Origin of the sequence: Microbulbifer celer (assembly GCF_020991125.1) — a bacterium.
GTDB lineage: Bacteria > Pseudomonadota > Gammaproteobacteria > Pseudomonadales > Cellvibrionaceae > Microbulbifer > Microbulbifer celer.
Genome location: NZ_CP087715.1, coordinates 2,523,361 through 2,545,831, shown reverse-complemented (window position 1 = coordinate 2,545,831; position 22,471 = coordinate 2,523,361). Strand labels below are relative to the sequence as shown.

General features: G+C 53.4%; 20 protein-coding genes and 1 riboswitch. Of the genes, 3 read left to right on the top strand and 17 right to left on the bottom strand.

Annotation, left to right across the window (positions count from 1 at the left end):
* Window positions 1–193: 193 nt before the first annotated feature.
* The 10 genes from LPW13_RS10650 to ppa all read right to left on the bottom strand — a co-directional run bounded on the left by LPW13_RS10650 (window position 194) and on the right by ppa (window position 8,324).
* A protein-coding gene (locus tag LPW13_RS10650) for an IS3 family transposase (protein ID WP_230435272.1) occupies window positions 194–1,377 on the bottom strand; the annotation gives its coding sequence in 2 pieces (ribosomal slippage) (window positions 194–1,089 and window positions 1,089–1,377; 1,185 coding nt in all).
* A gap of 91 nt (window positions 1,378–1,468) precedes the next feature.
* A complete protein-coding gene (locus LPW13_RS10645) occupies window positions 1,469–1,810 on the bottom strand; it encodes a DUF5713 family protein (RefSeq protein ID WP_230435271.1) in 342 nt (113 codons plus the stop codon).
* A 130-nt stretch (window positions 1,811–1,940) separates the two neighbouring features.
* Window positions 1,941–2,234 (bottom strand): hypothetical protein, encoded by a 294-nt coding sequence (locus LPW13_RS10640; protein ID WP_230435269.1) that lies wholly within the window; start codon window positions 2,232–2,234, stop codon window positions 1,941–1,943.
* A 166-nt stretch (window positions 2,235–2,400) separates the two neighbouring features.
* Window positions 2,401–2,799, bottom strand: a complete 399-nt coding sequence (locus tag LPW13_RS10635) for a hypothetical protein (RefSeq protein ID WP_230435268.1) — start codon at window positions 2,797–2,799, stop codon at window positions 2,401–2,403.
* A 176-nt stretch (window positions 2,800–2,975) separates the two neighbouring features.
* Entirely contained in the window at window positions 2,976–3,959 is a 984-nt protein-coding gene (locus LPW13_RS10630; protein ID WP_230435267.1) for an ATP-binding protein, read from the bottom strand.
* A gap of 145 nt (window positions 3,960–4,104) precedes the next feature.
* Complete coding sequence (locus tag LPW13_RS10625) at window positions 4,105–4,527, bottom strand: hypothetical protein (protein ID WP_230435266.1); 423 nt, start codon at window positions 4,525–4,527, stop codon at window positions 4,105–4,107.
* Between the two features lie 128 nt (window positions 4,528–4,655).
* On the bottom strand, window positions 4,656–5,297 hold the full coding sequence (locus LPW13_RS10620; protein ID WP_230435264.1) for a DUF4145 domain-containing protein: 642 nt from the start codon (window positions 5,295–5,297) through the stop codon (window positions 4,656–4,658).
* A 484-nt stretch (window positions 5,298–5,781) separates the two neighbouring features.
* Entirely contained in the window at window positions 5,782–6,132 is a 351-nt protein-coding gene (locus tag LPW13_RS10615; protein ID WP_230435262.1) for a hypothetical protein, read from the bottom strand.
* A 106-nt stretch (window positions 6,133–6,238) separates the two neighbouring features.
* A complete protein-coding gene (locus LPW13_RS10610) occupies window positions 6,239–7,237 on the bottom strand; it encodes an RES family NAD+ phosphorylase (RefSeq protein ID WP_230435260.1) in 999 nt (332 codons plus the stop codon).
* Between the two features lie 550 nt (window positions 7,238–7,787).
* Window positions 7,788–8,324, bottom strand: a complete 537-nt coding sequence (gene ppa, locus LPW13_RS10605) for an inorganic diphosphatase (RefSeq protein WP_078085749.1) — start codon at window positions 8,322–8,324, stop codon at window positions 7,788–7,790.
* 272 nt (window positions 8,325–8,596) lie between these two features.
* Between ppa and LPW13_RS10600 the strand changes: the two genes are divergently transcribed.
* From LPW13_RS10600 to LPW13_RS10590, 3 genes are read left to right on the top strand one after another with little or no spacing between them, the layout of a single operon-like run.
* Window positions 8,597–10,054 carry a glutamine synthetase family protein gene (locus tag LPW13_RS10600; protein WP_230435258.1) on the top strand — a complete coding sequence of 486 codons (1,458 nt, stop codon included), beginning with the start codon at window positions 8,597–8,599 and terminating at the stop codon, window positions 10,052–10,054.
* Between the two features lie 60 nt (window positions 10,055–10,114).
* Window positions 10,115–11,503: an aldehyde dehydrogenase family protein gene (locus LPW13_RS10595; protein ID WP_230435256.1), complete on the top strand. Its 1,389-nt coding sequence runs from the start codon at window positions 10,115–10,117 to the stop codon at window positions 11,501–11,503.
* Window positions 11,504–11,529: 26 nt separating this feature from the next.
* Window positions 11,530–12,708, top strand: a complete 1,179-nt coding sequence (locus LPW13_RS10590) for an iron-containing alcohol dehydrogenase (RefSeq protein ID WP_230435254.1) — start codon at window positions 11,530–11,532, stop codon at window positions 12,706–12,708.
* Between the two features lie 10 nt (window positions 12,709–12,718).
* Here the strand turns inward: LPW13_RS10590 and LPW13_RS10585 are convergent, their stop codons facing one another.
* The 7 genes from LPW13_RS10585 to LPW13_RS10555 all read right to left on the bottom strand — a co-directional run bounded on the left by LPW13_RS10585 (window position 12,719) and on the right by LPW13_RS10555 (window position 22,263).
* The gene (locus tag LPW13_RS10585; protein ID WP_230435252.1) at window positions 12,719–13,642 is read right to left on the bottom strand and encodes a choline/ethanolamine kinase family protein; all 924 of its coding nucleotides are present in this window, start codon (window positions 13,640–13,642) and stop codon (window positions 12,719–12,721) included.
* Window positions 13,585–14,223, bottom strand: a complete 639-nt coding sequence (gene pnuC / locus LPW13_RS10580) for a nicotinamide riboside transporter PnuC (RefSeq protein ID WP_230435250.1) — start codon at window positions 14,221–14,223, stop codon at window positions 13,585–13,587. Before pnuC ends, LPW13_RS10585 begins: the two co-directional genes overlap by 58 nt.
* Before the next feature lie 18 nt (window positions 14,224–14,241).
* Complete coding sequence (locus LPW13_RS10575; RefSeq protein ID WP_230435248.1) at window positions 14,242–14,478, bottom strand: hypothetical protein; 237 nt, start codon at window positions 14,476–14,478, stop codon at window positions 14,242–14,244.
* Between the two features lie 107 nt (window positions 14,479–14,585).
* On the bottom strand, window positions 14,586–16,730 hold the full coding sequence (locus LPW13_RS10570) for a TonB-dependent receptor (RefSeq protein WP_230435246.1): 2,145 nt from the start codon (window positions 16,728–16,730) through the stop codon (window positions 14,586–14,588).
* Between the two features lie 58 nt (window positions 16,731–16,788).
* Window positions 16,789–16,903: riboswitch (TPP riboswitch) on the bottom strand.
* A gap of 140 nt (window positions 16,904–17,043) precedes the next feature.
* Window positions 17,044–18,537 (bottom strand): M20 family peptidase, encoded by a 1,494-nt coding sequence (locus LPW13_RS10565; RefSeq protein ID WP_230435245.1) that lies wholly within the window; start codon window positions 18,535–18,537, stop codon window positions 17,044–17,046.
* A gap of 104 nt (window positions 18,538–18,641) precedes the next feature.
* Window positions 18,642–20,834: a TonB-dependent receptor gene (locus tag LPW13_RS10560; RefSeq protein WP_230435243.1), complete on the bottom strand. Its 2,193-nt coding sequence runs from the start codon at window positions 20,832–20,834 to the stop codon at window positions 18,642–18,644.
* A 178-nt stretch (window positions 20,835–21,012) separates the two neighbouring features.
* Window positions 21,013–22,263: a helix-turn-helix transcriptional regulator gene (locus tag LPW13_RS10555; RefSeq protein ID WP_230435242.1), complete on the bottom strand. Its 1,251-nt coding sequence runs from the start codon at window positions 22,261–22,263 to the stop codon at window positions 21,013–21,015.
* Window positions 22,264–22,471 lie beyond the last annotated feature (208 nt).

The window sequence follows — 22,471 nt, the reverse complement described above, 5'->3', positions numbered from 1 at the left end:
CACGCGCAGCTTTGGAATGGAGGCGTAGCCGTAATGGAAAAGCCGTCGCTGTGCCTGCGATTGTTAGGCTTACATCTCATGGAGCTTCAGACCTCGCGAGGCACCAATGATGTACCAAATGTTTTGCCACAGTACTCTAGTCAAATCTGTACCTGCAAATGATCTTGCCCCGATAAAACGGACACACCATTTTTCATGCTGCTATTCGCTCATATTCCATCGGAGATTGATAATCTAGCGCAGAATGCAGCCGCTTACGGTTATAGAAATCATTAATATACCGAGCCAAAGCATACTTTAAATCGCTCGCTTTGTGGAAGATTGTACCTCGAATTAGCTCGGCTTTGAGGCTATGGAAGAACGACTCCATATGAGCATTGTCAGTACACTTACCTGGCCGACTCAAGCTATGCTGAATACCGTATCGTTTCAGGTCCTTTTGGTATTCAGACCCTCGGTACTCAACGCCCCTATCTGTATGCAGCATCAATCCTGGTGGCGCACCTCTTTTCCTTACAGCATTTGCCAGCGTTCTTCTAGTAAGCTCGGTTGTTCTCTTCGTATCTAAGCTCCACCCGACAACTCGACGAGAGTGCAAATCCATGATGGCTGATAAGTAATGCCATTGGCCCTTAACTTTTAGATACGTTACGTCAGCAACCCAAACCTGGTTCATGCTACTTGGCACTGCTCCGTCCGATCGAAGATTGTCGCCAGAAGCCAGGAAACGCTTCACACCCGGCGCTCTTCGTGTTACGCGAGTTACCCTACCTATTAGCCCCATCTCCTGCATCAAACGGGCTACACGTTTACGACTAACCTCATAACCTTGGTTCTGCAGTGCTTTCCAGATTCGCGGACTACCATAGCGCCCTGCAGATTCATCAAATATTTGCTGAATCTGTGTTTTCAGGTCTTCATCTTCGCACTTTCTACCTGATGGCGGCCTTTTCACCCAGTCATAGTAGCCACTGCGTGACACGCCCAGCCACTCACATGTTTTTCGTATACCTAGCTCTTGTCCAAATCTCTGGATGAATCGATACCTTGCTGATGTTCCTCCGCAAGAAACCGTTGCCACTTTTTTAGCAGATCGACCTCCTGTTTGAGCTTCCGATTCTCCGCTTCTAAGCGCTTTACTTTCGACAGCTCTTTCTCATGCTTGGACACTACCCCGGTCAACTTCTTTCTTTTATCAGCCACTATCTTTCCATCCCTATACTCTTTTCGCCATCGTGACAGCATGAACGGATGAATGTCGAGTGTAGCGGCCACCTCTTTTACTCGAACACCGTCAATTAAGCTGAGCAATACTGCTTTTACTTTGAATTCGTTTGAATACTTCCAGGTTTTTTTGGGGTTGTTGCATTTCGGCATCAAACACCTCGTCAGTTTGACTTTGGTGTCCGCTAAAGCGGGGGAAGATCACCGTCGGCTGCATTGCCTGGTTAACTGTGGTGAGGTGAAACTACCATTCCCTGGGTGCTATGACATCTTCGATATCTACTTGATCAAAGCCGTAAGCTTTTACTATAAAGTCAAAATTTTCTGCCATAACCTCTCTGGCTCCCGTTTCTAGCTCACTATCGTTTTCTTCGAACTCTTCTTCTAGCTCATTAATGCTCTCAGTTGCAGCATGAGTCAGTTTGAATAACTCTTCAGAACTTACAGGGGCTTGCGCCTCTATTTTCTCACATAGACCAACAAGGATTGCTTTTACTTTGTCAACCAAGAAATCTGGAAAATAGTCATCCTGGTACATCCCTGTAAGGAAGTCATAATTTTTAACACTTTCGTTTGTTATTGACACATTGCCTCCTTCTGGCGACAGTTAACGCCGAGCTCAGCGGCGGCTTACGCTGTTTATGCGCGAAGCGCATAGCGTAAGACGTCCGGCCCAGGCGTCAGCCTGGGCGTACTGGAGCGAATTGTTAAGTGTTTCAGGCACTTTGCTCACTTACTATTTGTGCTTGCAGCTCCGCCGGAATATTTACCCACGCAACATCGCTAGAAACCACAAGCTTACAATTTTGCTCTAACGCAGCTTTTAATATTTGATGATACCAGTCTAGGTAGCTCCATTTTCGAGGAACGCCGCCGTAAAGGTAACCGTGCTCACTGCTCCAATGAACCTCCATTGCTTCCCGATAGATCATAGGGAAGGTTTCGACAGCAGGCTTTAGATACAACCTTCCTTCCCCATCAATCCCTATTTCTTTGATTGTATCTTCCATACTCGACTAGACACTTAACGCCCGCAGCAGGGGCGGCTTACCTTGTGCGCGTTTTGCGCGAAAATGGGAGCGAAGCGACCCGCGCAAAATGTGCACAAGGTAAGCCGTCCCGCGGAGGCCCGAAGGGCCGGAGCATACTGCCTGCGATTGTTATAAGCTGTTGGCACTAGTATTTGATTGGCTCGGGACGTGGAACTGGCTTCCCTTTACCGAAGGTTGCATTGCAAACTTGACACTGTTCAGATCCACCGTAACTTTCTGGTGTTTTCACTACCCGGCACTTCTTTTCATCTTTTTGCCAGCATTTAGGACAGTAAGGACCTACTTTATCCCCATCAGAATGCAGGTAGAAAAATGGCTCTTCAAACACCATATTATCGCGCTGAGCTAATTTTTCTCTAAGGGAAAAAAGTTCTTGCTTTATTTCCAAGTTAACGGCGTGCAGCTCTAGATATTGTTCTTGCAATTTTTGGATCTGAGATTGGGCCTCCATTTGTGATCCCTTTTTAATCAGATCAATCGCTGTGCTAAACATTCCTTTTGCTTCAGAGAATGATATATCCATATTATTTCCTCTAGGAGTTCAGTTTTCGGCTCTCGGCTTATAACGCCCACAACAGGGGCGGACAATGCTATGCACATTTTGTGCAAGGCTGGGAGCGAAGCGACAGCGCAAAATGTGCATAGCATTGGCCGTCCCTCTGCTTGTGTTTGTTAGCCTGCTTGGGTCCATACTCCGAATTAGAACTTAATTATCTTGGAAGCGCCAGAAGCCTTATTTGATATGCCATTTATACCGGCTATTTCCTCACCTTCACGTATGATTTCAGAGAGAGCACCTGGGAAATTTCTGATCCGACTGAAAACCTGAATACCAATAAACGTTCCAGGGAACACAAAATCTTCTAGCACTCTTTCTCCATTATTGCCAATCAGCCTTGAGCTGCCGGACCCAATTGCAAACCAGCCAAACCTGTCGCCAATTTCGCTGAGTACGTACAAACCAAATCCTGAATTATCGAAAACATTGCCACCTGCATTTGCGCTCGTTCTAGAAACGCCAGGCTTAATAGCCAGCTGAAGTGCTTCGGAATCTGTTTTTACGTCATAGGATTCTTTTAAGGTTGAGCATATTCCAACACCTTCATCAATAATTGCAATCTCGACCTTGCCGCCCCACCAGCGCTGCCCGCATACGTAGCACTCAGCGGCACGCGAGTGCTCAAACACATTTCGGATTATTTCTCTTATTGCATATGCATATGTTTCTATTGATTCGACATTTCCATTACACAATACTTTCGCGAGCCGGTTCGCTTCGTACTGCATGCCTTCATACCAATCAGAAACCGAGTTATCAAATGGATTAAAATCTGGCCTTGTGACTCGAGTTATAGGTAAGTAATTACTGCTTCCGCCAGCTTCACCTACACAATTCCCCTCTCCCATGTAAATAAAGTCAAAAAAACCAAGATGCATAAGGTAAGAAATAACTCTTCTGGAAGAATCAATCCCGTTCTTTTTAGATTTGTACCCTTGCTCGTGCCGATATTTTGCCCACTCTCTAATCTTGGCGCCAGCCACTAACATAGCTGTTGGGTAGGAAAATTTTAAGTGCGTGAAATCTATACATACTTGTTCGTGATCTCGATACGCATCTAGCTCATGAAAAAAGTCTGAAAGAGAATCCCTCTCAAATCTAATTGGCACATATATTATTTTCATTTAAATCTCTATTTGGAGAGCCATCACTGAAGGCTAACGCCCAGCGCAGGCGCAGCCAGCGCGGAGCTCCTTTTGTGTTAATGTTTGAGCGCCAGCGAGTAACACAAAAGGTGCGTAGCGTTGGCTGTCGCTCTGCCGCTGTTTGTTATGTGCTTCTATCTACGAAGTAACCCTTCTCCTCAAGCGTGAAAACATACCACACAATAAGGCCGTAAATTATCCAAGTAACTACGGAAATGTACTTTATCAAGGTAAATTGATTTTCTGGAAACTTATGAGTGAAAAGCGTAAAAACTCCTGATGCGACAGTGAATATAAACAATGCTAGAAACAACCAGCGTGATGTTGACTTTCTTAGAAACAGCAGAGTTGCAGCCAGAACGGCAAGAACTACGCCAAAAATTCCATTGAAGTAGTAAAGCAGGCCCTCAGGCTTTTCCATACCTTCAGGAATTTCTATATTTCCAGAATAAAGCGCGTACAACTGATAAAGACCAGATATCCCAGTCACTACGAACCATATAAATATTATCCAGACTAATACTGGTCTCTTCTCTGATGAGCTCAAATGATTCTCCTTGCTGCACATAACGTCGCGCTCTGGGGCAGTTTACTTTATGCACCTTTGGGCAAGAATGCGAGCGCAGCGAGCCGCCCAAAGGTGCATAAAGTAAACTGTCCCTCAGCAGCGCCTTGTTAAGCACTTTCCTCATCCCTCCTTTCAATTGCACTTCTTGCACCTTCCGGAAGTTTCTCATAAAGAGATTGGACATGCTTAGGCCTTGAAATGCGATCTTCAACAATAAAGTTAATCATGTTGAATAGATTGTGTGCGATATCTGGAGTATCATTCAAATTAATTTCTCCTGGATGTACTGCATTGTTCCCAACTACACGGCAATAATCTAAGGCCTGTTGCACTTGGACTGGAAGCCCCTTTTTCACAAGTGCGCCAATATCATTATTGATATTTTTTCCACTCTCTCCGAGTACAGGCAACAATTTTTGGACTGCGAGGCGCAGCAATGCAGAAGCTGCACGGGGAGAACGAGCAACTATTTCTCTTGCTTCTGTGTACTCCTCGATACACTCTTTTGGCATATCTTGATGAGCTGGAGGAACAGGAGACTCCGCCGGAACGATCATTTTCTCTTCATGCCAATATGACCACTCATTGCAATGAGCACAAATACAGAACGACAGATCATTCCGCACTTGGATAGGAGAGTGGTCGTGGACGCAATACGTGAAATGTCTCCAATGCTGCGCAGCAAAAACTCCACAGTGAATACAATGAAATTCTTGCTTCAGGTGTGTTGGAGGAAAATATTTCTGCATTGTTCTTCCTTATGCTTAACGTTGCCAGCAGGGGCGGCCGTAGCGTTTTTTGCGCGAAGCGCATTGCGTAGGCCGTCCCGCGGAGGCGCGCAGCGCCGGAGCAAACTGCCTGGCCTGGTTATAAGGCTGTGGCACGGTCTAGCTTTTTTTGCTTGCGCCATGACCACTCTTATACCTACAAAACCTGATGGTTTTATAAATGAAATACAAAAACAACACCGTAAGTACTGCCGTACTTAACTTCAGAAACAGCTGAATCCCTGTGTTTGGACAGCCCCACATACAGGCTGAAAGTAACGATACAAAAGAGAGCGCCAGCAGCAAAAAAGTTACGACACCTCCAGCTACAAACAGCTTCATTTTCTATGCCTTATAACGCCGCGCTCAGGGGCGGCTAACCTTGGGCGCATTTTTGCGCAAAAATGGGAGCGAAGCGACCGCGCAAAAAGGTGCACAAGGTTAGCCGTCCCTCTGCAGCGCTTTGTTATGCACGAACATGCTCCGATGCTGCACGCGCGCCCATAAAGAAATAAACCGCCGCTCCAAAATTTAGTAAGTAATAAATTACATCTGTGACGACATCTGCTCCGTCCAGACCGCCGCCAGCAGAAACCAAACTCATAACTGGTAGAACTGTGTAGTTCAAAATGTTACCAATGAAGTACAGCAAAAAGCCGACAGCAAAGTAGCTCAAGTGCTTAAGCTGCGCTATTTTCCCGGACTTCCGTAGGGATAGAAAGCAATAAAGAAAAACGGCTGTTGAAAGTAATCCGATTAAAATAGATATAATCATATCCGTTGGCAATGCGCTAAAAATATTTACTTCTTCTTCCATATTTAAACCTTACTATCAAACTACTGGTGCATAACGCCGCGCTCTGCGGCAAATTTGGAGCGCAGCGGAAAATTTGTCCGACAGCAGCGCCTTGTTAGGTTTTATCTCAATTCTCAACAGGCCCAAATCGTACATCATAAGCAACCTGACTTAAAACAAGCCTATTAATACACTTTATATTTAGCTTTCCTTCCGAGATCGGATGGCCAAATATTGCAGCATTTGGGATGGCAGTACCTTGCTCATATTCTTGGTATTGGGGGATTCTCCTATGAGACAACCCATATGTTGTTTGAAATGGCATAATGCCAAGACGCAGCAAGCTAAAATATGAGGGATAAATAATACCGTCGTATCCCCTTTCTTTTGCTTCCCGTGATATTGTTCGAGTTATCGGGTAAGCATGGGAAGCAGCCAAAAAAAGCATATGAATTGCAAGGTCTAGGCTCTCAAATTCTGTGACATTCTCCTCTTTAATAAGCACGGTAAGGTCTAACATTTTTAACTGTGCAGTGGGCTGAAGCGTGGCTAAATATATATCATCTTCTGCTGTAACCCGACATTCATGCAAGCAAACATCTAAGTCTTCAGATGTATACAGTGCGGGAAAGTCTTTGTCATCCAACCTACCAGAGCCTGCGAATTCTATAGGAGGACTATCGTACTCATTTTCAGAGATAGGTGTTTTTGGTGATTTCCGAATTCGATATAACTCGTGATCACTATTTAAAATTCTTGTGGGGTACTCTTCAAAAATTCTCTCGATTATTTCGTGCTGAATATTGTCATCTTGCAGATCTTTTAGTGGCTCAGCTTCACCTACCATCCATAGCCTTGGGCCATAATGAAAGAAACCGATTCCTAGTAGCTTCTCAAATAGCTGAACGTCATTTCTTAGCCACTGCGATACGTTTATTGAAGTTTTCTGATGTTCATTAAACTGAATTACCGGTGCCGCTCCAAAATCACACTTGTGAAGCGAACCCCAAACGAAAAATCTGTGAGCTAGTCGACTTAGCGATTCTTTACTCAGCTTTCTACCGTGAGGATTTCCACAATTTTCGCAAGTGCACTTTTCATCATCACCAAGACGCCATGCATCCAAGCGCAATCCTTGATCTTCGAAACACTCGGAGCAAGCAATGTAATTGATAATGTGGCCTCCAGTATTCTAAACCTAACAGTTTTATTCACACGCCTAAGGCTTTTGTTGTTCTGACTTGTGTGCACTGGCGCAAAAAACATCTAAGTTTGAAACTTTCAACAAAATCAAAAATTTACAAGTAATTTCACCATTGAGCGAATCAGAAAAAGAAGCCTCGGGCTTTTGTTCTTGGGGCTCGAGTGGTGATTCACCTTGTACAAATTCATTTTTAAATCATGTACTTAGCGTATCTCATTCCGTGAACACGAGCCATAGGCTTCTGAACACGGCTTGCCGCGCTCATATATGCAGGAATGTCATGTATGACCGATCAGGGTGGGGCGAGCGGGGGAGGGCGCTAAGGGAGTGATCGGTTGCAATCACTTTTTATTGAGCGGGCAATAAAAAAGCGAACCACCGAGGGGGTTCGCTTTCGGGGCTGTTGAGGATTGATTCAACAGCGTGCACCAGGGTGTTGCTACAAAAGCAGCAACGGCATCCCGGTGAGAGATCAGCCTTCTTCTTTCAGGTAACGCTCGCGGGAAGCCATTACTTCTTTGCGTGCAGCGTCAGCATCGGCCCAGCCGTCTACTTTCACCCATTTGCCCGCTTCCAGCGCCTTGTAGTTTTCGAAGTAGTGCTCGATCTGTTTGATCAGCAGCTCCGGCAGGTCGCCGATTTCGTTCACGTGATCGTACAGCTTGGTCAGCTTGGTGTGCGGAACTGCCAGCAGCTTGGCGTCAACACCGGATTCGTCGGTCATGTTCAGCACGCCGATCACGCGGGAGCGGATTACGGAACCCACCATTACCGGGTAAGGAGCAACAACCAGCACGTCCAGGGGGTCGCCGTCTTCAGACAGGGTCTGGGGGACGTAACCGTAGTTGGCCGGGTAGAACATCGGAGTAGCGACGAAACGGTCTACGAATACCGCGTCTGCGTCCTTATCGACTTCGTATTTGATCGGATCGTGGTTGGCCGGGATCTCGATGATTACGTTGATATCGTTGGGCAGTTCTTTACCTGGGGAAACCTTGTCGAAGCTCATTACTGGTCCTGACTAATTAATGATCGAAATGGTGGGTTAAAAATTGGAGGCCGGATTATATACCCTGAGCGGGCACTTACATAGCCGCCCCGGGTCCTCACAAGTCCTCGTTCTGACTAAAAAATGTACGTTGACGCCAAATGTGCACGGATTGACTAAGCTGAGAATCAGGATACCGGCCCTCCATCCACGGCCAGCCTGAGGGCTCGGGAATTGCCCTCGATGCAGGACTGGGTGGTCAGAATATGGTGGTAAGAATAAAGGAACCGCACATGGACGAATCCACCGAGATACCCTCATCGGCGCCGTCGCCAGATTCCATCGCGCCCGTGACCACAAGCAGTGCCGCCCCGTCCTCACCTGCGCCACGTGAGGTACGCAACGTGGCGGATGCCAAGCGCATTGTGGAAGCCCGCGGCCTCACCCACGTCAAAGTGGGCCTGTTTGATAACGACGGCGTGATGCGTGGCAAATATATGAGCCGGGAAAAGTTCTTTTCCGCGCTGGATCATGGCTTCGCCTTCTGCGATGTGGTGCTGGGCTGGGATGTACAGGATCAACTCTACGACAACGCCCGTTATACCGGCTGGCACACCGGGTATCCGGATGCGCCGGTGCGTATTTTGCCGCACACCTGCCGGGAAGTGCCTTTTGAAGATGGCATGTTGCTGTTCCTGGCGGAGTTTTCCGACGCGGCGGAGGTGGTCTGTCCGCGGGCGATATTGCGTCGGGTCATTCGGCGGTGCGAGCAGGCCGGTTTTTTGCCCTATGGCGCGCTGGAGTATGAATTCTTCCTGTTCGATGAAACCCCGGACTCGGCCCGCGCCAAAGGGTATCGCGATCTCAAGCCTTTCACGCCGGGTTGGTTCGGCTATTCCATGATCCGCAATTCGGTGCATTCGGACCTCTACCACGAAATTCTCGAACTGGCGCAGCAGATGGACTTTCCCATCGAGGGGCTGCACACAGAGACCGGTCCCGGCGTACTCGAGGCAGCGATCACGGTAGACAATGTCGAATCCGCGGGCGACAAGGCGGCGCTGTTTAAAACCTTTATCAAGGTACTGGCAGAGCGGCGCGGTCTGATGGCCACCTTTATGGCCAAGTGGTCCAACGATTATCCCGGTCAGAGCGGGCATATCCATCTGTCGCTGCGCAGTAAAAAAGACAATACGTCGGCTTTCTTCGCGCAGGACGCGCCCCACACGATGAGTGAGATTCAGCGTCAGTTTCTCGCCGGGCAGCAGCGTCTGATGCCGGAGCTTCTGTGCATGGTGGCGCCGACGATCAACAGTTATCGTCGTTTGATTCCCGGTTTCTGGGCGCCCACCGATGCCACCTGGGGCGTCGAGAACCGCACCGCGGCGCTGCGGGTGATCCCCGGGAGCGACAAGTCCCAGCGCCAGGAGTATCGCCTCGGTGCCGCTGACGCCAATCCCTATCTTGCGTTGGCGGCAGCCCTGGGTTCCGGTATTTATGGGATAGAGCAGGGCTGGCAGCCGGGCGCGCCCGTTAGTGGCAATGCCTATGCCACAGAGCATCCCGCAGAACTGGCGTTGCCGCGCACCTTGTGGGATGCGGCACAGCGGTTCAGGGCGTCTCCCATTGCCCGGGATCTGTTTGGTGATGATTTTGTTGATCACTATGCGGCGAGCCGGGAGTGGGAAGAGCGTGAGTTCCGTCGGCATATCAGCGATTGGGAGCTCAAGCGTTACTTCGAAATTATCTAGAAACTTCTAGGAATCATCTCGCCGGATTGTTCCGGTGACGGCAGGAAGCCTTAGGATTACATGGATAAACTGCGCTGCATTTCCCCAATTGATAATCGCCTGTATGTAGAGCGGCCTCTCGCGACCGACTACGAAATCCAGAATGCGCTGAGTACGGCAGAGCGCGCGCAGCTCCATTGGGCGAGTGTGCCTTTGCGTGAGAAAGTGGAAGTCGTCAGGCGAGCGGTAGCGCTTTTACAGCAAAAGAAATTGGAACTTGGGGAGGAGATCTGTTGGCAGATGGGGCGCCCCATCGCTTTTGCTGGAGGTGAGATTGACGGTTTCGCCGAGCGCGCTTTGGCGATGGCAGGTCTCGCCGAGTCCGCGCTGGCGGAGATCAAGCTGCAGGAGAAAGACGGCTTCCTGCGTTTTATCCGGCGCGTGCCCTTGGGGGTTTCATTGGTGATCGCACCGTGGAATTACCCTTACCTCACTGCCGTCAATGCGGTGGTGCCGGCGCTGCTCGCCGGCAATAGTGTTTTGCTCAAGCATTCCGCACAAACGCCATTGTGTGCCGAGCGGATGGTAGAAGCTTTTATCGAAGCCGGTTTACCCGGAGGCGTATTCCAGTATCTGCACCTGGGGCATCGCGATGCAGAGCAGATCGTTATTGGCAGTGATGTACAGCATGTGGCATTTACCGGCTCGGTGACCGGCGGTGCCGCTATCGAAACCGCCGCGGCGGGGCGATTCATGTCCATGGGGCTGGAACTGGGAGGCAAGGACCCGGCCTATATACGGGCCGATGCCGATCTCGATTACGCGGTTGCCTCGGTGGTGGATGGCGCCTTCTTTAATTCCGGGCAGTCCTGCTGCGGTATCGAGCGTGCCTATGTGCATCATTCCCTCATTGATGAGTTTGTCGAGTGTGCGACACAGTTGATTCAACAATACCGGCTGGGGCGGCCGGACGAAAAAGCGACAACCCTTGGTCCGCTGGTGCGGGCGGGGGCCGCGGATTTTGTCCGCGATCAGATCGATGAGGCCGTACAGCAGGGGGCAACCGCCCATATTGATGATGGCGCCTTTGCCATGGATCAGCGCGGCAGTGCTTATATGGCGCCACAGCTGTTGACCGGTGTCGATCACACCATGCGTGTGATGAATGAAGAATCATTTGGGCCGGTGCTGGGGGTAATGGCGGTAACGGATGATGAGGAAGCACTGCGGTGGATGAACGACAGTGAATACGGGCTTACCGCGGCCATTTATTCCAGTGATGTGGAGACGGCAATTGCACTGGGCGACCGGCTACAGACCGGCACCGTGTTTCTGAATCGATGTGATTATCTCGATCCACAGCTGGCCTGGACCGGGGTCAAAAACTCTGGCCGCGGCTGCACGCTTTCCAGTGTCGGGTTTGAACATGTTACCCGCCCGAAGTCCTTCCACCTGAAAACAATAGTTTGAGTCCTTCTCTTCCAACGGAACCTGTCATGACCGAGATTCGTCTCTCTGCAAACTGGAACTATCCCACCGCCATCCGCGTCGGCGCCGGACGGGTACGGGAACTGCCGGCGCTCTGTTTCGAGTTCGGAGTGCGGGCGCCGCTGCTGGTGACCGATCCTGGGTTGGCATCACTGCCGATGATCAACAACATTCTCAATGGTTGTGAAGAGAGTGGCCTACGGGTGGAGATGTTTGCCAATATCAAGGGCAACCCCAGTGGCCAGAATGTGAATGAAGGGCTCACGGTATTTCGCACCGGCGAGCACGATGGCGTGCTCGCGGTGGGTGGCGGTTCCGCACTGGATGCGGCCAAAGCTGTTGCCCTGATGGCAGGCCAGAGCCGCCCTTTGTGGGACTTTGAGGATGAGGCGGACAATTACCTGCGGGTCAATGAAGATGCCATGGCACCCGTGATTGCGGTACCCACTACCGCCGGCACCGGTTCCGAGGTGGGGCGCTCTTCGGTGATCACCGATGAGGACGCGCAATTAAAGCGCATTATCTTTCACCCCAGAATGCTGCCTGAGCAGGTGATTCTGGACCCGGAACTGACTGTGGGTCTGCCGGCGAATATCACCGCCGCTACGGGAATGGATGCGCTTTCACATAATCTGGAAGCTTTCTGTGCGCCCAACTTTCATCCGATGGCAGAGGGCATTGCGCTGGAGGCTATGCGCCTGGTCAGCCTGTATTTGCCGCGCGCTTTTGTCGATGGCAATGATATCGAGGCGCGTATGCAGATGCTGGTTGCCTCCAGTATGGGGGCGACGGCTTTTCAGCGTGGGCTCGGCGCAATGCACGCATTGGCACACCCGCTGGGTGCGTTGTTTGATGCGCACCACGGCTTACTGAATGCGATCCTGATGCCGTACGTGTTACTGGCGAATGAGCGTGTGATCGGCGAGCCCATGGAGCGGCTCGCGCGCTATCTGGATCTACCGAAGCCCGGGTTCGGCGGCGTACTGGATTGGGTACTGCAGTTACGTACTGATCTGGGCATTCCCAACAGTCTGGGAGAGATTGGTATCCAACCGGCAGCATCAGAAAAGGTGGGAGAAATGGCGGCGAAGGATCCCGCCGCTGGCGGCAATCCCGTTGCCTTTGACGCGCACGATTACCGCAGAATTTTCCTGCAGGCCTGCGAGGGGCAGCTGACAGGGGGATAGCGCTTGCGGATCAGATAGGCCGCTGAGAGATGATTTGTTTCAGTCTTCCCAATTGGGTGGTGACCGCGGTCGATTCACAGAATGATGTATTGTTCGCTGCCTGCACGCCATACCAGAGTACGCACAGGTATCTATAGATTACCTGCCAGTGATGCAGCCGCTGCACGTCTCTTTTGGAGGGTGCGCGTTGTAAGTATTCCAGCAAGAGTGACTGTTGCTGCGTGGGTGTGAAGCTCAGGCCCTCAGTGACGACCGCGAGATCATGAAACGGGTCGCCCATCCCCGCGTATTCCCAATCGATCGCCAGTAGCCTGCCACCAGGGGCGACAATAAGGTTGTCTGTCAGAAGGTCGTTATGGGTAAGCACGTCGCCACTCGCCAGTGCCAGCGCCGAATCGATATGTTGCTGAACCTGTTGTTCCGCGGTACCAAGCGTGTCCGTAAATGCAGTCGCGGGAGCCATCGACTGCCAGTAGCTGCTGACTTTGGCGTTGATGTCCAGTCGCGCATCGATGGTGGGCAGTTTGTGGATGTCGCGCAGTAGGGTGGCGAGTTGCGCGATGGATGCCCTGTTTGACAGGTGCCAACGTCTTTCCCCCAGATACTCGGTTACCAGGTAACGGTATTCGGGGTCGCAGTAAACCAGGGGCGCAGATAATCCGGCATCGGTTGCGAGGCGCAGTGCCTGTTCCTCGGCGCGGCGGTCCAGGTCCAGCTCTGTGCCAATGGGAGAGTTGACCCGGAGGACCAACTCCCGGCTGCCGCACAGCAGCAGGAAGCTGCGATTGGTCAGCCCTTTGGTGAGAGGCCTGATCAATGTCGGCGTGAGGGTACTCCAGAGTTGCCAATCTTCGGGAATCGGGGCGGCGGGGGCGGTCATACGGTAGCCGACGGTTCCATTGACGGGTTCTGTTGCCGGTACAACGGCAGCCACTGGAAAAACCCGATAATCACCAGAACCACGTAGAGCGCAAACAGCAGCGCGGTGAGATACAGCTCGCGGTCGATATACAGGTAAATGGCAGCCCCGTCGATCACAATCCAGTAGAGCCAGTTCTCCAGCACCTTACGCGTGACCATGTAAGTGGTCACGACCGCTCCCCAGGTAGTGAATGAGTCCAGGTAGGGGAGGGCCGCGCTGGTGTATTTATCCAGCACAAACCCGAACATCAGTGTCAGAAGACCAATTCCGGCGAACGTGTACAGGTGTCGGTGCAGTGACCAGCGGTGAATATGTAACGATGCTTTCTGACCGGACCGGCTGCGCCACTGCCACCAACCGTAAACGGCAATCAATAGATAAAAAACCTGCAGTGCGGACTCCATCAGCAGGCTGACATCCCAGAACAGGAACAGGTAAATCGCCGTGCTGGCAAAGGCCGCGTACCAGCACAGGATATTTTCCCGCATCGCCAGAATCAGGTAGGCGAGCGCGAGTATCACCGCGGCCACTTCCCATAGGGACATGGCTGCAAGTGAGGTGACAATGGCATCACGCACTTCCGGGCTGAACATTCTTGTTGTGCTCCGGAATCACACGCCGAGACTGGGGTTCAGGTCGCCGTCGATAAACTTGCACACGAAAATCGCACGACCAAACTGTTCGTAGGAAGTACGGATTTCCGCTTTCAGCATATCCATCAGGGGATCGTAATCCCCGAATACCTGGGTACTCATGGTATTGCTGATCACCTGCAGTTCCGGGTGATTATTCAGGCGTTCGATAAAGTCCTTGATGGCCGGCAGGTACTCGTCTTGTAACGGGTACATGCTGATCTCCACGGACAGTCTAAGAGTCGGCTCGGTTGAAGACTCCATAGTATTCGGCTCCGCTAGTTATCAGAAATTCAGTTTTCAGGAAATCAGTTTGTACAAAATCAGAAAGTATAGCTCGCAGATACACCCGCAACACGCGGTTCACCCAGCTGGTAGTAGGCTTCCGGTGCATAGTTGTTGGCCGGGTTGTTGCCGAACTGATTGCTGAAATAGAAACCGCGGGTATAGATGGTCTCATCCGTGAGGTTGCGTCCCCATAGGGAAAGGTCCCAGTCGTCACCGCGATAGGTCAAACGTGCATTGACCAGTTCATAGGCCGTAGACTTTGCACTGTGACTGTTGGAGAAATAGAAGTCGTCCTTGCCTTCCACCTCCAGGCGGGCGGTCAGGTTTGCCGTCAGTGCGTATTCCGCGCCGGTGAAAAACTGGTAGTTGGGGGCGTGGGCCAGATCGCGGCCGTCGAGATTGAGCGGGCTCACCTCGCCAGTATTGTCGTTGCGGGCATCCACGTGCGAAGTGCTGATGAAATCCTCGAATTCCGCATTCAGCCAACCGGCAGTGGCGAACAGGCGTAACTTGTTGCTGGCCTGATAGCTGGTTTCAATTTCCAGGCCGGTGGTGTTGCCGCCGGCGGCATTGGCGAGAAAGTCGTCAAAAGAAAAGTTGTCCGGATCGAAGATGGACTGTTTGGCCTGCACATCGCTGCGGTCCTGATAGAACGCGGCAACCTGTGCCTGCAGGCGATCTTCCAGCCAGCTGCCTTTCAGTCCCAGCTCGTAGTTGAGCATATGCTCGGTATCGAAGGTGAATACATCGCTGCCGATCTGGGCGTTGCTCTCGGAGGCGGAAATAATACGACCGTTTACGCCGCCCGCTTTGTAGCCGCGGGAAACCGTGGCATAGATCAGCGTGTTGTCCGCGGTGCTGAATTCCAGGGTGACGTTGCCGCCCCAGAGGTCCTCGTCAGTACTGCTATCTACAGCGAGAGAATCGGCGTAGTCCGCCGTACGTTGTTCAAAGCGCAGGCCGGTAATCAGGGTAAGGCGGTCTGTCAGTTCGGTGTTGAACTGTCCGTACAGCGCGGTGTTTTGTGTATCAAACTGGCTTGTGAAGGTGGTGTTGCGCTCGAGAGATTCTTCCTCGTCGCGCAGATAGAGGCCCGCTACCCAGCGGGTACTGTCGCCGAACAGTCGGGTTTGCTCGGTAGAGATAAAGCGCACATCGGCGCTGACGTTGTCCCGATCGCGTAGGTAGTTGTCGGTGGATGTATATCCCCAGGGATGGAAGTCGGCATAGACCCAGTCTTCGTCGTAGCCGTATTCGGTATCCGAGCTCGCCACACTCAGCACGGATTTCACGCTGAACAGGTCGCTGCCGGTCCACAGGCTGCTGACGGCGCCGGCGAGCGTGTCCTGCCGGTCCCACCCCGGTGCGTCGGAGAGGGTATTGCGGGAGTTGTCCAGGGTGAAGACGTCGTAGCCGTTGTCGATATCCAGATGCAGCAGGGAGAAATCGAGCTGCAGATCGTCACTGGCCTGGTAACGCAATTTGCCGCGCACCACAGACTCATCGATATTGTTGGTGTCGTCGCGATCGAGGAAGCGGTTTTTTATATAGCCATCGGACTGCTGGTTTTGCACCGCGATCCGGTAACCCAGCTTGTCCGACAGTGGCCCACTACTGACTGCGGAAACGGTGTGGCTGCCGTACTCCGCCACTTCCGCCGAGACTCTGGCAAATGGCGTGTCGGTGGGCGCATTGCTGGTCATGGTGATCAGGCCGGCGAGGGCATTGGCACCGTAAACGGTACCTTGGGGGCCGCGCAGGATTTCCACCTGATCAATATCCAGGGTGCTGGCGGCGAGGCCGAGGCCGGTAAAGTCGATGCCGTCGATCAGCAGGCCGACGGACGGATTCACCGGGTCGATAAACTGGCTGCGCTCGCCGATACCGCGAATCTGTACAAAGCGGCCGCGGGAGGCGCCGCTGGAGAAATTGACATTGGGGGCCAGGTTCAGCAGCTGCTCCAGGTTGTGAGCGCCGCGCGCTTCGATCACTTTTTCATCCAGCACGCTGACACTGGTTGGAGTTTCCAGCTGTGTGGCTTCGCGCAATTGACTGGTGACGACTACTTCTTCCAGCGGCGCGTTTTCGGGTGTTTCCGCAGTTGCGGTCACGCCGACAGACACCGCGCTGGCGAAGACAATACTGGCGGCAAGTGATTTTCTGGTGAACGTTTGAGGCATGGCTCTCTCTCGGGGAAAAAATTGAAAGAGACCCGGTGTGCGACGCGAAGAGGAGGACTGCTAAAGGACTACCTATTCCTACGCCGGTATTAACCGGATCAGGTTCAAGGGTTTGCACGCGGGATCTTTCGATCCGGCGGCATCTCAGGCCGGGGCCACCCCTTAGGTGTTACTGGTACTAGGTGTTACTGGTACCGGGTGTTACTGCTAGCCAGTTATTGTCACTGGCATATTCGGACGCGATGGTAACAGAAGTGGAGAGGGCCGGGAACTGACGTCCAAGATGTCAGTTCCCGGGAAAAGGGGCGGGGGATTACGGGTTGCCGGTGGTTTCCATCAGGTGGCTATAGAATCGGGCTGCTTTGACCATATTGTCGATGGTGATGCGTTCGTTGGTGCCGTGGAAGCCCTTGATGTCATCGCGGGTTACCACCATGGGATTGAAGCGGTAGTTGTCGTCGGCCACCGCCTGGTAGCGGCGGCTGTCGGTACCGGCCACTGTCAGTCCAGGTGCGGTGATGACGTGGTTGTGGGTACTGTGCGTTGCTTCTTCGATACCGTGATAACCCGCGTGCCCGGTACTGGATACCCTGGATGGCGCGCGGCTGTCGCGAACCTGCACCGTTACCCGTGGATCATCGATGGTAGCGTTCAGGTAATCCACGATCGTCTGTTCTGTGTCCCGCGGGTGCAGGCGGAAGTTGATGGTGGCGACCGCCTCAATGGGGAGTACATTCTCCTTCACACTGGCGCGCAGCATGGTGGGCGCGACGGTGGTGTGCAACATGGCCGCCGTGCCCTGGTTGGCACTGAGTGCGCGGTCGATCAGCCCCCCGAACAGCCAGCGGTTGGCGAACAGCATCCGCTTCTCAAACGACATGTAAGGTGCGATGGCATCGAACATTTCCGCACTCAGGCCTTCCAACCCACCGGCGATCGGCGAAGCCTGCAGCTTCATCAGGGCACTGGCCAGGGTGTCTACGGCGGTTTCCCGCGGCGGCATGGAGGAGTGGCCTCCCTCGCCTCTGGCGACCAGGTCCAGGGTGAGGAACCCTTTTTCTGCCACATTGATACTCGCCACGTCCCGGTCAACGCCGGGGACGAACCCGCGCAGTACGAAGGAGCCTTCATCCAGGGTCCAGGCCAATTGCACGTTTTCGTTTTTGAATTTTTTCACCACCGCGGCGGTGCCACTGGGGCCGCCGATTTCTTCATCGTTGGTGAGGGCGATATAGAGGGTACGGCGGGGCTGGAAGCCTTCTGCCAGCATCTGTGTCGCGGCCTCCATCAGGGCGATTGCGGCGCTCTTGTCGTCCAGTGCGCCCCGGCCCCAGATATGCGTATCGTCCACTGTGCCGTTGTAGGGTGGGTGTTGCCATTCGTCTTCGGTGTCGGGGATAACCGGGACCACATCATAGTGGGCGGAAAACATGACCGGCTGCAGGGACGGATCGCTGCCGGTCCAGGTAAACAGCCGGGTGTAGGGTTGCTCCGGCTGTATTCCCAGCTGCTCTACCTCCAGTGCTGAGTGTACCTGTGGGTAGGTTGCCGCCAGCCAGTCGAGAAACTGCTCGAATTGCGCTTGGGTTTCAGCTTCTTGAAGCTCGGAGGAAACGGTCTGAAACTGAATCGCTCGCGACAGATTGCCGGCGATCTGCTGGGCGTCGAATTGCGGATCGAAAGAGCGTGGTGTCTGCGTCGCACCGGCGGGCGACTGGGCAGTGGGGCTATAGACTGCGGTGCGCACCAGCACAATGGCCACCAGTGCGACCAGTATGGCACCGAGCCCCATCAACAATTTCTTCATGAAAACATCTCAATGGGTTTTTAACGTTGTTATAGGTTTTGTTGATTCCGTATCAGCCCACCGCGGGGGTGGGTTGATACGGATCGGTTTGGCTGGAAACAGGGTCAGAAGCGGTAACCCACTTCCAGTCCGTAAGTCCGCGGCATGCCCTTGAAGTGCGTCAGGGTACCGAAGAAGTCGCGGGACGTATCTGTGAGGTACTCCTCGTCCAGCAGGTTCCGTGCCCACAGGGAGGCACTCCAGCTTTCACTGTCGCTGATTACGCCAATACGTGCGTTGACCAGCTCGATGTCGTCCACCCAGCCGTATTGCACCACGTCACCGCTCATCAGGGTTCGGTACTGCTCGTTGTCCGCGGTGTTGTAATAGTCATCGCGGAAGGAGTAGTCCACGCGCGCCATAAATTCTACGCCCATGGACATGATTGGATAGCGGTATTGGGCACCCAGGTTCACCGTGTAATCCGACGCGCCGGGCAGTTTGTTACCGGAGACATCCGCACCGCCGGCACCGCCGCCGGGGTAGTCCGCAAATTCCGCATCCAGCAGACCGAAGGCCGCGTTCAGTTGCAGGTAATCATTGGCATTGTACGTAAACTCTGCCTCCAGGCCGCGGGTTTCCACTTCCGCTGCATTGCGGATGGAAATGGAGGTGCGGCCTTCACCGAGATCGATGAACTGGTTCACCTGATAGTCGGTGTAATCGGACTGGAAAGCGGCCAGGTTGAAGCTCAGGCTGCGATTCAGGGCGGTACCCTTCAGGCCGATTTCAACGCTATCCACGGTTTCCTTGTCGAAATCGATACCCGCATTCAGGTCGCTCTGGCCGATAAAGTCGAGGTTGTAACCGCCACTCTTGAAGCCGCCGGCGTACTTGGCGTAGCCGTGAATGTAGGGGGTGAAATCGTAGTTCAGCACCACATTGGGAGAAAAGTGACTGTCGGTGCGGCGGTCGTCAACGCTGCCGGTACCCATGGCGAAGGCGCCGGACCCAGAGCCGTCGATGCGCCAGTCCACGTCTTTCTCTTCTTCCGAGTAGCGGAAACCGAAACCGAGTTTCCACTGGCTAGTGAGGCGGTAGCTACCGTTCATGAAGGCCGCAAAGCTGCTGGTATCCACGGTACCGTCGGTGGTAACCGGAACCTCGGGGTTGGTGCCGAACAGCATGGCGGCGGTGGGGGTGCTGACGATCTGGCGCAGGCTGTCACCTTCCTGCTGGTACAGATAGAGGCCGGCCACATACTGCAGATCTTCGCTTTCCGGGGAGACCAGCTGGAACTCCTGGGTCACCTGGTTGTAGCTGTCCTCATAGCGCAGCTCGGCGAGATCCAGCGGTGCGTAATCCACATCGTTGCGATAGAAAATTTCGGTATCCCGCACGGCGGTGATGGACTTGATAGCAAACCCGGAAGCCAGATCCCAGTTCATGGTCAGGGCGCTACCGCGGATTTCACGGGCTTCCAGCGGGTCGTGGTTCATGGCCACGGTGTCGTCTTGTGGAGCCGCGGTATCCGGTGTCATACCGAACGTATCGGTTACCGGTTCGCCGACGTAGGTCAGGCGTTCCGCGTCGGTGCCATCAATTGCCAGGTTGGCGGTGAAGTTGCCGCCGGCATCGTAGACCAGCTGGGCGCGGTAGGCGTCTCCGTCCTGCTCGTTCAGCGCGTTGCCGGTCAGGAGGTTGTCCTGGATACCGTCACGTTGTTGACTGCTCAGGGCCACTTTTGCGAACAGACTGTCGGACAGCGGTGCGCTCAAGGATGCGGACATCTGCCGTGTGTTGAAGTTGCCGTACTCGATATTGATGCCGCCTTCCAGGGTGTTGCCGGGTTGGCGGGAGATCAGGTTGATGGCGCCGGCGACGGTGTTCTTGCCGAACAGGGTCCCCTGCGGGCCGCGCAGTACCTCGATGCGCTCCAGATCCAGCAACTCCTGGTTCAGTGCCGGGGATTGCCCCAGATAGACGCCGTCCAGGTAGACCCCGACACGGGTATCGAAGCCGATATTACGGCTGTTGGCACCCACACCGCGGATACTGACGGTGGAATCGAAATCTTTACCGGAGCTGATTGAGAGGTTGGGGATAAACTCGGCCACTTCGCGCAACTGGCGAATGCCGGTTTCCTCAATATTCTCGGCACCGAAGCTGGTGATGGCGATGGGTACTTCTGTCAGGCGCTGGCTGCGTTTCTGCGCGGTTACGGTAACTTCTTCCAGTTCTGCCGCCAATGCCAGGGGAGTGATCGGTGCAGCGACCGCTGCGGCCAGGGCATGAGGTAAGAATCGCGAGGCTTTCATAGGCTCTCCAAGCGTAGGTTGTTATTAGTCTCGGGTTTATGGTTGTTGTTTTTTGTCGAAGCTTTATAGCGGGATGAGGTGGTGCGTTGCTTCCGGGTTTGGAAACTCGCACAAAATAAACCGGATGCACTGTTCGGATTTGCAAATCCGAATTAAAAATGTGATTTAAATCAATGACTTAAATCGTTTTTGGGGGTGGCGTGGAAGCTTCGCTCTGCCGTTGCCGAAACTGTTTCGGCGTCATCTGCAGGCGCTTTTTGAAGTGTGTAAAGAAGGTGGAGTTGGAGTTGAACCCCGCCTGCAGGCCGATATCGGTCACCGACAGATGGCGATGTTGTGGGTCCGTCAGCAGCCGTGCCGCTTCTTCCACCCGGCGCTGGTTGATGAAATCGTAGAACGACTGTCGGGCAAACCCGTTGATACACTCGGAAAGGTGATGTACCGGCACGTCGAGGGTAAGGGCGAGATCGGCGATCTTGAGCCCCGGTTTCAGGTGGGGTTTATCCCGCAGCATGCGCTGCTGTAACTGTTCCCAGATTTCGGCGGCAGCGGACTCCGTCAGGCTGCTGGTCTGGTATTTGCCAGGTGCGTTCCCGGCGCCGTCCCGTTGTTGAGCTTGTTGTTGAGGCTGCGCTTGCTGCTCTGTCTCTGATGCGGACGCGACAATCGGGGTGTATGTCCGGGGCGCGGTAGTTTCCAGCTGGATATGCCGCTGTTGCAGACCGAAGTAGCCCAGCGTCAGAGCGAGCACCAGCGGGGACAGCCCCTGAAGAACACCAGTAGAGAACTGAGGCCGCGGGTGGAAGAAACCGTGCCACTCGAGACCGACCGCCAATAGGGTGGCTACCACATAGCAACTCAGCAGCACCTTCAGCCAGCGCAGATGCACCTGTTCAATTTCTGAGTAGTGTTGTTTGATTCTACTAAGGTGTGGACGCAAGACCCACAAGGCGGCACTGCAGTACCCGATCAACGAGAGATAGGTACTGAAGCGGTGCAGAAAGCGCGCCTGGTAGAGCAGCTCGCAGCCAGATGCCCGCGCGCAGGGTAGATTGAGCAGTCCGCTCTCGGAAAGTGGCTGCTGCAGCCACCAGACCAGCGCCATCAACGGCGCCGGGAGCAGGTGCAGCAGGTGCTGCCGCTGCCAGGAGAAGCCCGGGTGGGTGAGCAGCAGGGTGAAGAAGAACAGCAGTGGACCAGGCAGTAACTGCAGCGAAAAAATGTAAAAGTAGGATGTTGGGAGTGGCGGCAGCTCGGTCATGGGCAGCTGCGCCGCAGCGATGACACAGCTGACGACCAGTAGTAGCGCCAGACAATGGTTGGCCCGTCGGTTCCCCCAGGGCGCCATCCACAGCAGCAGAATCAGCGGTAGGCAGATAAAGATGCTGGCAAAGATAAGCAGACTGATAGGGTAAAGCGTGATAACCATTGAATGTGCCCGTTGTGACCTGGGGATGTTAATCCAAACGCCACGAGACCTGAACCATCTCAAGCGACATTTTCAAACGACAAGCGACATTGACGAGCGCAAACCTTTTGTGGTTGAACTTTCGCCTTTCAGTTGGGGGAGTGAGAACGTTAGTATTCCATGCCTGGCCGGGAAATCAGTCACCGCCCAACAAGGAGCAGATGTGCGC

Coding starts and splice junctions, on each gene's coding strand:
- LPW13_RS10640 (WP_230435269.1), bottom strand. CDS start 2,234: ATGGAAGATACAATCAAAGAAATAGGGATTGATGGGGAAGGAAGGTTG.
- LPW13_RS10635 (WP_230435268.1), bottom strand. CDS start 2,799: ATGGATATATCATTCTCTGAAGCAAAAGGAATGTTTAGCACAGCGATT.
- LPW13_RS10630 (WP_230435267.1), bottom strand. CDS start 3,959: ATGAAAATAATATATGTGCCAATTAGATTTGAGAGGGATTCTCTTTCA.
- LPW13_RS10620 (WP_230435264.1), bottom strand. CDS start 5,297: ATGCAGAAATATTTTCCTCCAACACACCTGAAGCAAGAATTTCATTGT.
- LPW13_RS10615 (WP_230435262.1), bottom strand. CDS start 6,132: ATGGAAGAAGAAGTAAATATTTTTAGCGCATTGCCAACGGATATGATT.
- ppa (WP_078085749.1), bottom strand. CDS start 8,324: ATGAGCTTCGACAAGGTTTCCCCAGGTAAAGAACTGCCCAACGATATC.
- LPW13_RS10600 (WP_230435258.1), top strand. CDS start 8,597: ATGGACGAATCCACCGAGATACCCTCATCGGCGCCGTCGCCAGATTCC.
- LPW13_RS10595 (WP_230435256.1), top strand. CDS start 10,115: ATGGATAAACTGCGCTGCATTTCCCCAATTGATAATCGCCTGTATGTA.
- LPW13_RS10590 (WP_230435254.1), top strand. CDS start 11,530: ATGACCGAGATTCGTCTCTCTGCAAACTGGAACTATCCCACCGCCATC.
- pnuC (WP_230435250.1), bottom strand. CDS start 14,223: ATGTTCAGCCCGGAAGTGCGTGATGCCATTGTCACCTCACTTGCAGCC.
- LPW13_RS10575 (WP_230435248.1), bottom strand. CDS start 14,478: ATGTACCCGTTACAAGACGAGTACCTGCCGGCCATCAAGGACTTTATC.
- LPW13_RS10570 (WP_230435246.1), bottom strand. CDS start 16,730: ATGCCTCAAACGTTCACCAGAAAATCACTTGCCGCCAGTATTGTCTTC.
- LPW13_RS10565 (WP_230435245.1), bottom strand. CDS start 18,537: ATGAAGAAATTGTTGATGGGGCTCGGTGCCATACTGGTCGCACTGGTG.
- LPW13_RS10560 (WP_230435243.1), bottom strand. CDS start 20,834: ATGAAAGCCTCGCGATTCTTACCTCATGCCCTGGCCGCAGCGGTCGCT.
- LPW13_RS10555 (WP_230435242.1), bottom strand. CDS start 22,263: ATGGTTATCACGCTTTACCCTATCAGTCTGCTTATCTTTGCCAGCATC.